This is a genomic window from Paenibacillus oleatilyticus (assembly GCF_018998565.1).
In the GTDB taxonomy this organism is placed as follows: Bacteria; Bacillota; Bacilli; order Paenibacillales; family NBRC-103111; genus Paenibacillus_G; species Paenibacillus_G oleatilyticus.
Window position 1 is genome coordinate 19,929 of sequence record NZ_JAHNZO010000017.1, and the last position, 14,596, is coordinate 34,524.

Below are 14,596 nucleotides of genomic sequence, written 5' to 3' on the forward strand. Positions count from 1 at the left end.
CAAAATATTTTTAAAAAAAGGATCGCTCATCTCTAAAGACGGTCATCTTCCGTACCCGCAATGCAATCGGAGGCGCGCTCCAGAAGCAGCGCCCGTTCGCACGCGTTATGGGTCAACGATGCGGCGCGCTTGAACTCCTCGCAGGCCTCTTTTAATCGGCCCAGCTTGAACAAGAAATCGCCGCGAACGCTCGGCAGTAGATGGTAGCCTTGCAACGACGGCTCCGATGCCAGCGCATCGACAATCTCCAGCCCTACCTCCGGACCAAACGCCATCGCGAGCGCAACGGCGCGGTTCAGCTCGACGACGGGGGATGGCGCTACCTGACACAGCGCTTCATACAGCGCTGAAATACGCACCCAATCGGTCTCCTCGGGCGTGCGGGCCCGCGCATGGCACGCCGCAATCGAGGCCTGCAGCGCGTACGGGCCAAGCATTCCGCCGATCCGTTCGGCGCGCTGCAAGGCGGTCAGACCGCGGCGGATCAGGAGGTGATCCCATAGCGCCCGGTTTTGATCCATGAGGAGGATCGGCTCTCCTGTCGGGCTTACCCGCGTCTTAAACCGCGAAGACTGAATCTCCATAAGGGCGACCAGACCGTGAACCTCCGACTCTCCAGGGACGATTTCCGCGAGAATCCGTCCGAGACGCAGCGCCTCCTCACAGAGCACCGGGCGAATCCAGTTCTCCCCGGAAGTGGCGGAATAGCCCTCATTGAACATAAGATAAATGACCTCGTACACCGACTGGAGCCGGGCCTTAAGCTCGGTCCCCTGAGGCACCTCGAAGGGTACCCGCGCGGCCGCAAGAGTCCGCTTGGCCCGGACGATCCGCTGGGCGACGGTTGGCTCCGGAACGAAGAACGCGTGCGCAATTTCTACGGTGGTCAGTCCTCCCAGCAGCCGCAGGGTGAGTGCCACGCGCGCCTCGGATGAAAGCACCGGATGGCAAGTCGTGAAAATCAAACGCAATAGATCGTCGCTGACATCGCCGTCCATCACCGCATCGAAGTCGTCTTCGTGCCGGGACTCCATCTCGCGGCCCAGTTCTTCGTACTTGCGCCCGAGCAATTGGTTCCTGCGCAGCCAATCCAACGCCCGGCGCTTCGCGGTCGTCATGAGCCAAGCCCCCGGGTTGTCCGGTATTCCCGTCTCCGGCCACTTCTCAAGCGCGACGACGAGCGCATCCTGCGCGAGATCCTCGGCCACCCCGACATCCCGCACCATTCGTGCGAGACTCGCGATGATTTTGGCCGATTCGATTCTCCAAATGGCATCGATCGTGCGATGGGTCGAGGACGGCTTCACGATCTCTCCGGCTTCCCTTGCTCGCGGATCATGGCGTGTAAAGCCAGGTTATCCGGGTCTTCGGTCAACTCCGTCGTCTCGATCACCTGACGCAGTTCAATGACGCCCTCGCCGTTGCCGTGCGGGTCCGGCATACGCATCGCCCACTCAATCGCCTCTTCCCTCGATTTCACCTCGATGAGCGTAAATCCGGCGATCAGTTCCTTCGACTCGGTGAACGGGCCGTCGACGACCTTGGGCTTGCCGCCGGGCTCCGGGTAGGAAATGCGAATCCCGCTCGAGCTGGCATGAAGTCCTTCGGCGGCTAACAGCACGCCGGCCTTCACCAATTCCTCGTTATACTTCATCATCGCGTCAACGAGCTCCTGGCTGGGCATAACGCCTGCTTCGGAGTCTTTCGTAGCCTTTACAATCATCATGAATCTCATGGGTAGTTCTCCTCCTTTTTTTTGGTTCAGAGACCTGAATTAGGCCTCCCGAATTTAGTTTCTATTTACACGACGAACGAATCTCGGCCCAATCGACACATCCCCAAAAAAATATTTTCAAAGAAGGTCGAATGTTCATCCACGACTCCCTATGTAAGATTTACTAAAGCAAACTACATGTTGATTCTATCAAATCATCACTTGAAGTGTGAAGGGCGGTCGCGCTTGTCAACAAAGCTCCTATACTTAAGGGGATTTTTGAAACAAATAGTAAATTATATCTATATATAATAGATTATGGATTCCATATACTAGAAATTGAAATTAATCCAATCGTCATAGGAGGTTAATTATGAAACCTAAGTTCACTAGCAAGAAGGCGGTTCAAGCAAGCGTCGCCGCGCTGTCCGCTCTGTTGGCGCTCGCACCTTTGGAACCGGTTACAGCCATTGCTTCGGCCGATGCCGGACAGCAAGCCGCCTTAGCCGCCTCGCCTTGGATCGCCACTCAAGTGTACGTATCCGGCAATGAGGTCAGCTATAACGGGAAGATCTACCGGGCCAAATGGTGGACGCAGGGCGACACGCCGGGCACCGGCGACCCGTCAAGCTCGCCTTGGCAGCTGGTTGGTCCGGACACGGGCGGCGGCAACGATGCTACTCCGCCGACGGCTCCGACGAATCTTGCATCGACGGGGCAGACCGCAGACACGATCACGCTAACTTGGACTGCGGCTACGGACAACATCGCTGTGGCCGGCTACGATATTTACCGCAACGGGACGAAGGTCGGCTCCTCGGCCAACGCTTCCACGCTGACCTACACCGACACAGGGCTGCAGCAGGATACCGAATATACGTATTACGTTGCCGCGAGAGATGGCGCCAACAACACGACGGCAAGCTCCAGCATCAAAGTAAAGACGTCGCTGGGCGGTCTGAACGTCGGTCAAAGCCGCGTCCTGACCGATTCGCAAATTGCCTCGATCTGGGGCGGCATCGATCCGCAATATTCGCCGGCCAATGCGGTTGCCGCCGTGCAGAACGCACTGCCGCAGGCTGAGTACGAAGCGCTGTTCCCGATCCGCATCGGCTCGCCGGAGTGGCACACCTTCGCTGCTTCCAAGCCGTATTACAAGCCGGGGCAAGGAGACTATTATTCGTACAACAACCTGATTGCCGCCGTATCCGAGGTGGCGAATATCAAGTACAAGCTCGAATACCGGCAGGGAGCGACTTGGAACCATCGTATATTCCGACTGGACAAGGCGGCGAAGACGGAAACGCTCATCTATCAAAATGCCGATTTCAACGCTTCCTGGAACTTGACGGTGCCGATCGTCTCCAAAACCGTCGATTTCGGTTCGTTCCTCAAAGAAGGCACTGCCGCGAACCGCAAGCGCGAGTTGGCGGCCTTCCTCGCCAATATTGCGCATGAAACGGGCGGAGGCTGGGCGACGGCGCCCGGCGGCGAGCTTCGTTGGGGCTTGTTCTGGAACGAGGAAGTGGCGTACATCAACAGCACCAACATCGGTTATGTGCAGACGCATGCCGATTACCCGCCGGTCGCGGGCAAATCGTATCATGGACGCGGGCCGATCCAGCTGAGCTGGAACTACAACTACGGCTTGTTCAGCGGCATTATATACGGCAATAAAAACACGCTGCTCCAGCAGCCGGAGCTTATCACAAGCGACGGTAAGTTAGGCTTTATGACCGCCATCCTGTTCTGGATGACCCCACAGCCGCCGAAGCCGTCGGCCCACGACGTCATGGTTGGCAATTGGACGCCTTCGGCGGAGGACATTGCCAAAGGGCTTACCCCGCCGGGCTTCGGGATTACGATCATGATCATCAACGGCAATCTGGAGGGCAATAAAGACGAAACCGACAACCGGATCGGCCGCCGGGTCGGTCATTATCGCGACATTACGACGAAAATGGGCGTCGATATCACGGGCGAGAAATTGAACACACTCGGCATGAATCCGTTCTAACGCGCTCCCCTGCACAAGAGGCTGGCCATACCCGGGTGTACTAATAAAAGAGCCGTCGCTATTGCGACGGCTACGAGCTTGTTGAGAAAGTGCACTTAAACAAAAATAGAGATGCATACGGCGGTGGGGTATCCACTGGAGAAGCGATAGCGGCCGCCTTTGTCTTCGGGAAATATCCGCTGTTAAGCGGCTTCAATAATAATTTCCCGATGACAACAGCGGTCGGAAGTGGATACCCCACCTCCTCGTAACCTCTATTATCCCATTTGACCACTTTCTCAACACTCTGAGAGCCGTCGCTATTGCGACGGCTTCCGCTCTTTATCCCGGTAGTTAACCCAGGAGGACGGCATCTATGATTTCCCTCCATTGCCAAGAACGACTGTTTATACGATATTCTCCACTCGCGCTAATTCAATGGCTTCTTCACGGTTACTGACACCGAGCTTCGAGTAGAGCGTCGAGCAATAATTGCGTACCGTTCCCTCCGATAAAAACATCTTGGCGGCGATGGACTTGTAGCGCAGTCCGTCCGACAGATGCTGTAAAATCTCTATCTCCCGCTTCGTAAGCCCGTACGGATAGTTTTCTTGCTGCGGGCTGTACTTCTCCAACTGCTCACGCTGGCGCTTCATCTCTTCGAATACACGCGTGGCGATTGACTGATCGATCCACGTTCCCCCGCTATAGATGAGCTTCAAGGCTTCGGTCAATTCTCGCGGATGAAGCGACTTCAGCATATAGCCTTCCGCCCCGTGCTCCAGTGCGGTTGCCGCCTGTATGGAATCCTCAAACGTCGTCATGAGCACAACCTTCATGTCAGGCCAGCGTTGCTTCATCTCAAGCAAGGCTTCAAGTCCGTTCATCCCTTGCATCCGAATATCCATGAGCACGATATCCGGCCGGGATCGCTCGCAATGTTCCAATGCCTCGTGCCCGTCCCCGGCCGTACCGACGATGATAAAATCAGCATGCTGCTCTAAAATATGCTGCAAGCTGTCGGCAATGATCGACTGATCGTCAACAATCAGCAGGCGGATATGACCATGCACAGGCGCTGCCTGCAAAGGAATATTACATATGACGACGGTTCCTTGCCCCGATTGTGAATGAACGGACAGCGTGCCGTGAAGCTGCTCAAGCCGCTCCTTTATCCCATTTAGACCGAATCCGAACCGGATGGAATCCGTGCCGATGCCGTTGTCTTCGATTTGTAACCGAAGTTGGTGACTATCGAAATGCAGTTGAACCGATACCGCACTCGCTTGGCCATGACGAACCGCGTTGGTGAGCGATTCTTGCAGACAGCGATATAAACAAAGGTTCATTTTCTGCAGCACAAGAGCCTCGCTGCCGATCACGCGGAAGTTGACCGTTACCCCTGTAGACTTCCTGAATTCTTCGGTTAATTGCAGCAGCGATTCGCTCAACGAATGGTTCAACGGGCCATGAGAGAGCTGGTGCAGATGGTTTCGGATATCATTCAGACTGCGCTGTGCAATGCCGACAAGGGAATCGATCCGTTCGATCTGTACAGCGGGTACGGATGAGCGGAGTGATTCAACGCCGACGATCAACGAGGTTAGCGCATGTCCAATCGTGTCATGCAGCTCATGTGACAGCCGATGGCGCTCCTCCATCAGCGTAAGCTCCTCGATTTGTGTAATGTGCCGTTCCAGCAATTGCTTCTGCTCTTGAATGATTTGGGCTTGCTTATGGGACTGAATTAATATACTAAACGCGAAGCCGATGGCGAAACCAAAGCTGCAGCTAAACATAAACTCGTAGGGGAGCCGATCGGCGAGCCACCCGTTCAATGCCGGAAAAACGAGGCCGCAAGGGATACCCGTCCACACGTACGTTCGCCAACTGCTGGCCAAGCCTATAATTACCGCGAATAAAACGAAAGACCATAGCAACCCCGGCGCTGCATACGCCAAATACAAGTGGAAGAATCCGGAAAATAAAACTTCGACTGCCAGATACCAGCTTCTTTTCCGATATTGAACGATTGGCGGAATGACATAAACCAAGAGAGCAAGCATCCCTACAATCCATAACGGCGTTATGATCAGTGACGGGTTGATGAAACCGGAGATGAGGATAATGGCGAGCCAAGTGGTCCGTATAGCAAGAACCACCCAATCATACAAAAACCATTTTTTTAGTATGGATAACACGGATCATGTACACCTGCTTGCCTTTTTTATAAGTAAGAACAGTTCCGGATATTCAGACCTATCATGCACCATATCTTCCCGATTCGTCAAGCCACAGAAGGGAGGGAACATTTAGAATTTGACCGTAGCAAGCACGTCACATAAGACAGTTGACAGTTTGTCATACGGCAAATGTGACAGGCCAAGTACGATGTCATTTAGAAGCTTGGCGGTTTCGTCACTGTCCAATTTAACAACCTCAGAGATAAAGTTAGGGGGTGAAACAACAATACAACATTCCAAACCAATAGGAGCGATGCGTTATGAAAATCATTCAAAAAGGGGCTGCACTTACATTAACAGCCATATTGGCGGGTATGCTGGTCTTCCCTGCTTATGGCACTCTACACGCGGCAAACGAGGTACAAGCAGAGGTACAAGCAGCGGTTAAAAAGCCAATCCAACAAGCTAAAACGCCAACCCAACAAGCTATCGATAAAGCCGCCAATACCAAAAATATTCCAGGTGTTATCGTTAACGTGAAGAATGGGGATGAGAGCTGGTCCTATGCTTCCGGCGAAGCGAATATCGAAAGGAACCATAAGGTGGACGCCGACGCCTCTTTCCGGATCGGAAGTACAACGAAGACGTTTGTCGCTACAGTTGCCTTGATGCTTGCCGGCGAGAAGAAGCTAAGTCTCGACGATACGGTGGAGAAATGGCTGCCTGGACTCGTGCAGGGCAATGGATTCGACGGCAATAACATTAAGATTCGTCAATTGTTAAATCATACAAGCGGTCTCCCGGACTACTTGACTCCGGAATTAAGGACGAATTTAGTCACAAATCTGGGCGAAGTTTATACAGCCGAACAGTTAATTGCCCGTGCTTTGAAGCAGAAGCCGGTAACGGGTTTTCAATATTCGAACGCGAATACGGTTATTATGGGGCTCATTATCCAGAAGGTCACCGGGGAAACCTATGCCCAGCAGATTAAGAAACGAATCATTGAACCGCTTCAACTTAAAGAAACGATCCTCCCCGGCAGTTCGCCGGATTTTCCGAAAAAACATGCCCGCGGCTACCTGGATACCGGAGATAAATTAGTAGATATTACTGCGCTTAACCCGTCGTGGGCTAACGCTGCCGGGGAAATGATCTCGACAGGACAAGATATCACGACGTTTTTCCGCGCCTTATTGGGCGGAAAGCTGTTGACGCCGGAGATGAAAAAGGAAATGCTGACCAACACAGTCGACTCCCCATGGGGAAAGTACGGACTTGGCATATTCGCAACAAAGCTGCCTGACGGTACCGTCGTATGGGGGCATGGCGGAGGTATTCCCGGATTTACCAACTTTGGAGGCGGAACGGAAGACGGTCAACATGTCATCTCGATAAACATCAATGTGTTGAGCGATGCGGAGAAGCATGTCAACGATATTGTAGCGACGGAATTCGCAATAGAACCCCAAAAAGAACTCCCGGAGAAGAAAAAGAAAAGCAAGCATCTGGAAGATGTCAAACGCATCATGGATGAGGTGGTAACCTCCAAAAAAGTCCCAAGTGTCATCGCTGGCGGACTGCAGGACGGGGAACGCTGGTCCTACGCTACAGGTACAGCCAGTTTCGAAGTACCACACCCGGTGGAGTCGGATTATTCATTCCGTATTGGAAGCATCACGAAGGCGTTTACCGCTGCCGTTGTATTGCAGTTGGCTGAGGAAAAAACATTGAACCTGGACGATACGGTCGAAAAATGGCTGCCGGGAGTCGTAAAGGGCAATGGGTATGACGGCAACAAAATAACGATTCGTCAGTTATTGAACCATACTAGCGGGATTGCGTCCTATACAGATCTTGACTTTCGAGATATTACCATTCCTCAAAACCCATTCCGTTACTATACCGTCGACGAGCTTATCGGCATGGGACTTGCAAAGCCGCCTGTATTTGCGCCAGGGGAGGGCTGGAACTATTCCAACACCAATACCGTGCTGGCCGGTCAAATTATTCAGAAGGCAACCGGGGATACGTACGCGGAGCAGATCCGGAAACGGTTCATCGAACCGCTCGGGATGACAGAGACATTCGTAATGGAAAGTAGTCACGATATTCCGGGCAACCATGCTACAGGATACAATATGGACAGATCGGGTCATTTGTATGATTTAACAGAAATCAATCAATCATTTGCAAATGCAGCCGGAGATATGGTTTCATCAGTCAAAGACTTGACCACCTTCTTTAGTGCGTTGTTGGGCGGAAAGCTTCTAAATGAAGAGATGATGAAGCAGATGACCACAACAGTAGATTCGCCTTTAGGTAAATTTGGACTAGGGATTTTTGAATTAAAAACACCGGACGGGCAGTCCTATTGGGGGCATTCTGGCGGTACTTACGGATTTGAATCGAGAGCCTTCGGAACTCTAGACGGGAAGCATATTATGGTAACGTGCATCAACGCGGTAGGCCCGGATGTGTATCCGGCTCACGATAAAATACTCAATAAGGAGTTTGGCCGTTAAGTTTAAAACCGGCATCGCGCCCTTGATTCGAGGACGCGATGCCGGTTTCTTGCGACTATACAACACAATCGTCACTGGGAAAATTCTCGACTTAACACAATCTTGCCGCGCGTTCGTCCGGTCTGGCTGGCAAGCTGGGCTTTCCTTACTCCATCTACGCTCATCGGATAGACCTCCGAGACGAGAGGCTTCACTTTCCCTTCTTCCACAAGCTCACGAAGTCGATTCATATCTTTCCCGTCCGGCCGGGTAAACACAAATTCCGTCCGAAGGCGCAGGTCTTGTTCGAGAGCGTCGGCAAAATCCGGACGTATGGCATCTCTGCTGCTGATAATCGTAGCCACGACCCCGCCCGGCTTCATCCATTTCAGGGCATCTCCATAAGCGGAACCGCCTATGGTATCAAACAAAAAGTCAAACTGTACCGAAGAATGGATGCTCTCCGTGTCATAGGTCAACACTTCATCCGCTCCCAATTCACGTACAAACTTAGCATTTCGCGTGCTGGTCGTTGCCGCTACATATGCGCCCCGCGCTTTCGCTATTTGGATGGCAAGAGAGCCGACGCCTCCGCTTCCCGCCAAAATCAGGACACGGGTTTCCGGCCCGGCCTGTCCAACCTCCTCGATCGCCTGCAGAGCCGTGAGACCGGCCAACGGGAGGGATGCGGCTTCAATAAATGATGTTCCCTTGGGCATCTTCGATACGATAGAGGCAGGAACTGTGATTTCATCTGCGTAAGTCCCAAAACGATCAAACAACGGGCGAAAAAACACATCGTCCCCGACACGGAAATCTTGTACGTTGGCTCCTGCAGCCATGACCGTTCCTGCCGCATCCCATCCCAAAATCAGAGGAAGCTCAAACGCGAAGTCTTGCTTTAGCTTGCCCTCTCGCACCTTCCAATCTACCGGATTCACACCGCTCGCCTGAACGGAAATCAACAAATCGTCGGGTCCAAGCTGCTTTGCTGGCAATTCAATGGTTCGCAATTCATCGACACCGCCATATTGTTCGATTCCTATGCCCTTCATCCAAGACAACCCCCTTCATCGTATCATTCTCTCCTTTATTATACATTTCCTGATACTAGGAGCCCACTTCACCGGCCGTATTAAAAAGGAATACGCCAAGTTCCGTCGAACTTCTCCGTATGATGCAAATGAAAAATAATACCACGCCTAAGTATATAGCGACTATTATATTATTTCTCGGCATTCTCCTCGGCCTGCGCTGGACTTGGACCGAAATGTTCCCCACCTTGGAGCACCCCCGACCCGTCCATGGCGTGCTCGATTTGCGCGGTGTGGACTTAGATCAATCCCCTACCATCTCCTTGGATGGCGATTGGCAGTTCTACCCTGGAAAATTAGTATATCACCGGGACGCAGCTTTGGCGGAAGACGAGCTTCGCCCGATTCAGGTTCCGGGAGATTGGAGCAGCCAACTGACGAATGGCCCGGATTCCTCGTATGGGTACGGAACGTATCGGCTGCGCATTTTGGTCGATCCGCTGAAGCAGCCTGTCGCTTTTTGGCTGCGGGGCATACAAGCCTCATCCGGCGTGGAAATCAACGGGCAGGTTAAACCCGATATCGGAAAGCCTGCCGAACATGCGAATGAGTATACGCCCGAAAACGTCTCCTACACGCCCTCCTACGATGCAATGGGAGCCACAGAGCTTGAATTGCTTATCCGGGTGGCGAATTTCGACGACCCTTATAACGGCGGGATCTTACGCCCCGTTTACTTTGGCTCCCAAGCGGCGATCGACTACGCACGCTGGTATTCCATCGGGTTTCAACTGGTTACGTTTATCGTCCTGATGCTTCACGGGATGTATGCCTTTATTCTTTATACGTTTAACCCGCATGAACGGACGTTGGTCATTGTCTTTCTGTTGACGCTGGCAACCGGAATTGCCATTACGACCGGTCATGATAACCTGCTTTTGCTATGGCTACCAATCAACTATACATGGGCGCTGAAGATCCGACTGATCGCCCTCCTGTGGCATTCGTATTTCATGCTTCTACTCTTTCGAAGGTTCTCTTCGGCTCCTCCGAAGAGCGTCGGCTTGCGGGTACTCAGCGCGGTGCTCCTTGCTTATACGGGATTTCTGTTCGCTGCCAATGCGGCATGGGTGAATGGATCGGTTGACTTGGGGATATTTGCTTGCTTCTATTTGCTCCCCTTCGTCTGGTTTGCTTATACGGCAGGAACGATGATCTTCGGGAAGCATGCCGTCAAGGACGGCGTCTTTTTGGTGATGTCCGCAGCCGGCATTATGTCGAGCTTTCTCTGGAGCTTACGGAGCACCTATACTCCCGTTTACTATCCGATCGATATTATTGCGGCGATTATCGGTTTTTCCGCCTACTGGTTTAAACAATATTTCCGCAACGCCAGGGAAAACGCCGCCCTCAACGATCAGTTAAGGAAAGCCGACAAGCTGAAGGATCAGTTTCTGGCCAATACGTCGCACGAGCTGAGAACGCCGCTGCACGGCATTATCAATATCGCGCAGAGTGTCGTGACCAAAGAAAAAACGAAGCTGAACGAGCGCAGCCTGAAAGACATGGAGCTGCTGATTATCATCAGCCGCCGCATGTCGCATATGCTCGGCGATCTTCTCGATGTCGCACGGCTCCAGGAGCACCGCATCGTGCTGCAGCAAGAGCCTCTGCACATTCAATCCGTCGTGCCCGGCGTCATCGGCATGCTTCAATATATGCTTGAGGGCAAGCCTGTCCGACTGCATATGGACATTGCGGAATCGATGCCGCCCGTCATGGCCGATGAGAAAAGGCTCGTGCAAATTTTATATAACTTGGTGCAAAACGCGCTCAAATACACGGAGGAAGGAACCATTTCCGTGTCCGCCGAGACCCGGGAAGGGCACGCCGTGATCCATATCTCCGACACTGGGGTCGGCATGGACAAGGAGACCCAAGCGAGGGTATTTCTCCCTTATGAACAAGGATCTTATGGCATTAACGATGGGCGTGGCATCGGACTTGGGCTAAGCATATGCAAGCAGCTGGTCGAATTGCACGGCGGTGCGCTGACCGTTCGCTCCGAGCTTGGGAAGGGCTCGGTATTCAGCTTCGACCTGCCGTTAGCTAACGTGTCGCATCTCCCGTCGCCGCCGCAAAATCCGCTTCAGCCTCCACTGATCTGGGACGCAGCGGAAAACGTGCGTGCCGCGGTAATGGCTTCGGATGCCTCCATCGGCGAATTGGCTGCTTCCGTCCTTGTCCCGCCGCTTGAGGATGATGGGAAAGCGAATATTTTGGCCGTGGATGACGATCCCGTCAACTTGAATGTGCTTGTTGGCATCCTTTCATCGGAGCCGTACCGGATCACGACCGCTCATTCCGCCCGCGAGGTGCTGGAGCTGCTGGGTACGCAGCAATGGGATCTGCTGATTGCCGATGTCATGATGCCGCAGATGTCCGGCTACGAGTTGACGCAGAAGGTAAGGGAGCAGTATTCCTTATCCGAGCTTCCGGTACTGCTGCTGACCGCACGCAGTCAGCCTGCCGACATCTATACCGGCTTCAAGTCGGGAGCCAACGATTACGTGACCAAGCCGGTCGACGCGCTGGAGCTGCAATACCGGATCAGGGCGCTGATCACGCTGAAGCAGTCCATTCAAGAACGGTTACGTATGGAAGCCGCTTATCTGCAGGCGCAAATTCATCCTCATTTTCTGTTTAATACGCTGAATTCCATTATGGCGCTGAGCGAGATCGACACGGAAAAAATGCGCCAGCTCGGCGATGCGTTCGCGTCCTTTTTGCGGATCAGCTTTGATTTTCTCAATACGGGAAAGCTTGTAGAGCTGTCCCACGAGCTGGAGCTTGTAAAAGCCTATCTGTTTGTCGAACAAGAGCGGTTCGGCAGCAGACTGTCGGTCTTGTGGGAGGTTGACCCCGGGATCGACTTGCTTCTCCCTCCGCTTTCGATCCAGCCGCTGGTCGAAAATGCCGTCAAGCACGGGCTTCTCAGCCAAATTAAAGGTGGTACGATCCGTATCCGGATCGCCCGACAGGAGGGGGTCATCCACATTGAAGTCGCGGATGACGGCAAGGGTATGGAGCCGGACAAGGTCAAGCAGCTATTGAATCCGACGGGAAAAGGCAGACGCGGAATCGGACTTTCCAATACGAACCGGCGCTTGACCCAATTGTACTGCCAAGGCTTGTCCATTCGCAGCAAGCTGAACGAAGGAACCACCGTGTCCTTCGTCATTCCGGACAATAGGAACAAAAGTCTTGACCTTGCCCCTGCGGCAATCTTGTAGGATGGGATCAGACCGATGCGAAAGGAGAATCCGCCATGCTTACCGTTGGGCAATTGGCGCGCATTTTTAACGTGTCCGCCAAAACGCTCAGGCACTATGATGCCGTCGGCTTGTTCACGCCCGTCAAAGTCGGCGAGGAAAATCAATATCGCTTCTACTCGCCCGAGCAGCTGCCCGAGCTGCGCCGAATTTTGTTTCTGCGCTCCATGGGGCTCAGTATCGAGATCATACGGGAGCTCAAACGAAACGGGACACTGGGGGATGCCGAAAAGCTGAAGCCGATCCTCTTGGGGCACGCAGATGGCATTCGTGACGAAATTGAGCGACAACAAAAGCTTCTGGCTGCGGTTCAGCGCATGGTCGACTATATTTCCATTACGGGAGGAACGAACATGGAACCGAAGCTGGTGAAGAAAGCCACTTTTACCGTTGTCGGGATGGAGTGGAACAACAGAAGCAGCGAAGGTGGCATTCCCCAATTGTGGGACCGATTCGTACCGCGGGAGGATGAGATTCAGGGGAAATTGCAGCCGGACATCTCATATGGCGTCTGCATCCCCGGTTCGAACGGAGATTTCTCGTATATTGCCGGCTATGAGACGACGGGCGAGCACATTCCGAACGGCATGATGACATTCGCGGTGCCGGAACAGACCTATGCCGTGTTTACTCACACCGGCAGTCTGAGCCGTCTTGGAGAGACAATGGAGTTAATTTACAGCAAGTGGCTGCCCCTGCACAGTCTGGAGCCGTCGCAAGGCATGGACCTCGAAGTATACGACGAACGGTTTACCGGGCCGGAAGATGAACAAACCCAAATCGATTTGTACATCCCGGTGAAGCCTTAAAGTCGCAACTATCCAAAGGAGGCAAGGATCTTACGATGGTTACTCAAAAGGCGCTTGCGCACGTTACCTACACGGGCTCCGGCCCGTACTGCTACGCCAATTCCTTCGCGATGATGTTCGGCGCGGGCTCGCCCTCCCCAGCCGTGATCGAGTTCGCTACCGGCAGCCCGTTCGGGATGCAGCTGATCGGCGGCACGCTGCCGTTCTTCGATCCGTACGGCTGGGACCCCGAGGCAGGCTTCGACGACGCGCTGGCCGCCCTGGGCTGGACGTCCACGGTGACCAAAGGCGGCGACGCCGACGAGGCCCTCGCCCGTCTCAAATCGTCCCTGTCGGACGGCCCGGTGTGGATCGGTCCGCTGGAGATGGGGCATCTGCGGCATCAACCGGAAATGGCCGGACCGATCGGCGCCGACCATTACGTCGTCGTCCTTGAGGTGAACGACGAGCGCGTGCTTATGCATGACCCGCAGGGTTACCCGTACGTTTCGCTGCCGCTGAGCGACTTCATGACGGCCTGGCGAGCCGAGACGCTCAGCTACGGCGAGCCGTACACGATGCGCACGGGCTTCACCCGGCTCGCGGAAGTGTCCGAGGCGGATGCCATCAGGGCGTCGATCCCCGCCGCGATCCGCTGGCTGTCGATGGAAGGCGATCACAGCACGCCGGCAGACACGCTCGGCAACGGCGAAGCCGCCGAAGGGCTCGCGGCACTCATCGAGAGCGGCTGCGACAGGGAGCTGCGCGGCCACCTGATTTACTTCGCGGTCCGGGTCGGCGCGCGCCGCGCCGCGGATGCCGCGACCTGCCTGGCGCGCGTCGGGTACGCCGAAGCGGCGCAGATCGCAGCCGAGCGGGCGCGGATCATCGGTTCGATGCAGCACCCGCTGGTCACCGGCGACGACGCGGCAGCGGCCGCCCTGCTGCGGGCGCTCGCGCCGACGTACTCCCGGCTGCTGGCGGCGTTGGAAAGCGGAAGCCGAGCGCAAGCCTAACTAAAGAAGCAGGCCGATTCCTCCGCTCT

Annotated in this window: 9 protein-coding genes; 5 read left to right on the forward strand and 4 right to left on the reverse strand. The window is 54.2% G+C overall.

What is annotated here, in order from left to right:
* Positions 1–32: 32 nt before the first annotated feature.
* Both KQX66_RS21160 and KQX66_RS21165 read right to left on the reverse strand, forming a co-directional pair.
* Positions 33–1,307, reverse strand: a complete 1,275-nt coding sequence (locus tag KQX66_RS21160; protein ID WP_216794793.1) for an RNA polymerase sigma factor — start codon at positions 1,305–1,307, stop codon at positions 33–35.
* Entirely contained in the window at positions 1,304–1,735 is a 432-nt protein-coding gene (locus KQX66_RS21165; RefSeq protein ID WP_216794794.1) for a YciI family protein, read from the reverse strand. Before KQX66_RS21165 ends, KQX66_RS21160 begins: the two co-directional genes overlap by 4 nt.
* A gap of 352 nt (positions 1,736–2,087) precedes the next feature.
* Here KQX66_RS21165 and KQX66_RS21170 point away from each other — a divergent pair, with 352 nt between their 5' ends.
* Entirely contained in the window at positions 2,088–3,731 is a 1,644-nt protein-coding gene (locus KQX66_RS21170) for a glycoside hydrolase family 19 protein (protein WP_216794795.1), read from the forward strand.
* Positions 3,732–4,117: 386 nt separating this feature from the next.
* On the opposite strand, the gene KQX66_RS21175 is transcribed toward KQX66_RS21170, so the two are convergent.
* The gene (locus tag KQX66_RS21175) at positions 4,118–5,911 is read right to left on the reverse strand and encodes a helix-turn-helix transcriptional regulator (RefSeq protein WP_216794796.1); all 1,794 of its coding nucleotides are present in this window, start codon (positions 5,909–5,911) and stop codon (positions 4,118–4,120) included.
* Positions 5,912–6,213: 302 nt separating this feature from the next.
* On the opposite strand from KQX66_RS21175, the gene KQX66_RS21180 reads away from it, so the two are divergent.
* Complete coding sequence (locus KQX66_RS21180; RefSeq protein ID WP_216794797.1) at positions 6,214–8,418, forward strand: serine hydrolase domain-containing protein; 2,205 nt, start codon at positions 6,214–6,216, stop codon at positions 8,416–8,418.
* A 71-nt stretch (positions 8,419–8,489) separates the two neighbouring features.
* Here KQX66_RS21180 and KQX66_RS21185 read toward each other — a convergent pair whose 3' ends face one another.
* Entirely contained in the window at positions 8,490–9,452 is a 963-nt protein-coding gene (locus KQX66_RS21185; protein ID WP_216794798.1) for an NADP-dependent oxidoreductase, read from the reverse strand.
* 215 nt (positions 9,453–9,667) lie between these two features.
* Here KQX66_RS21185 and KQX66_RS21190 point away from each other — a divergent pair, with 215 nt between their 5' ends.
* The 3 genes from KQX66_RS21190 to KQX66_RS21200 are packed head-to-tail and all read left to right on the forward strand — an operon-like array spanning position 9,668 to position 14,567.
* Positions 9,668–12,724 (forward strand): hybrid sensor histidine kinase/response regulator, encoded by a 3,057-nt coding sequence (locus KQX66_RS21190; protein WP_253957328.1) that lies wholly within the window; start codon positions 9,668–9,670, stop codon positions 12,722–12,724.
* 35 nt (positions 12,725–12,759) lie between these two features.
* Complete coding sequence (locus KQX66_RS21195; RefSeq protein WP_216794799.1) at positions 12,760–13,572, forward strand: MerR family transcriptional regulator; 813 nt, start codon at positions 12,760–12,762, stop codon at positions 13,570–13,572.
* Positions 13,573–13,607: 35 nt separating this feature from the next.
* Positions 13,608–14,567, forward strand: a complete 960-nt coding sequence (locus KQX66_RS21200; RefSeq protein ID WP_216794800.1) for a YobF C-terminal domain-containing protein — start codon at positions 13,608–13,610, stop codon at positions 14,565–14,567.
* The last annotated feature ends 29 nt before the right edge of the window (positions 14,568–14,596 follow it).

Coding starts and splice junctions, on each gene's coding strand:
- KQX66_RS21165 (WP_216794794.1), bottom strand. CDS start 1,735: ATGAGATTCATGATGATTGTAAAGGCTACGAAAGACTCCGAAGCAGGC.
- KQX66_RS21170 (WP_216794795.1), top strand. CDS start 2,088: ATGAAACCTAAGTTCACTAGCAAGAAGGCGGTTCAAGCAAGCGTCGCC.
- KQX66_RS21180 (WP_216794797.1), top strand. CDS start 6,214: ATGAAAATCATTCAAAAAGGGGCTGCACTTACATTAACAGCCATATTG.
- KQX66_RS21185 (WP_216794798.1), bottom strand. CDS start 9,452: ATGAAGGGCATAGGAATCGAACAATATGGCGGTGTCGATGAATTGCGA.
- KQX66_RS21190 (WP_253957328.1), top strand. CDS start 9,668: ATGTTCCCCACCTTGGAGCACCCCCGACCCGTCCATGGCGTGCTCGAT.
- KQX66_RS21195 (WP_216794799.1), top strand. CDS start 12,760: ATGCTTACCGTTGGGCAATTGGCGCGCATTTTTAACGTGTCCGCCAAA.
- KQX66_RS21200 (WP_216794800.1), top strand. CDS start 13,608: ATGGTTACTCAAAAGGCGCTTGCGCACGTTACCTACACGGGCTCCGGC.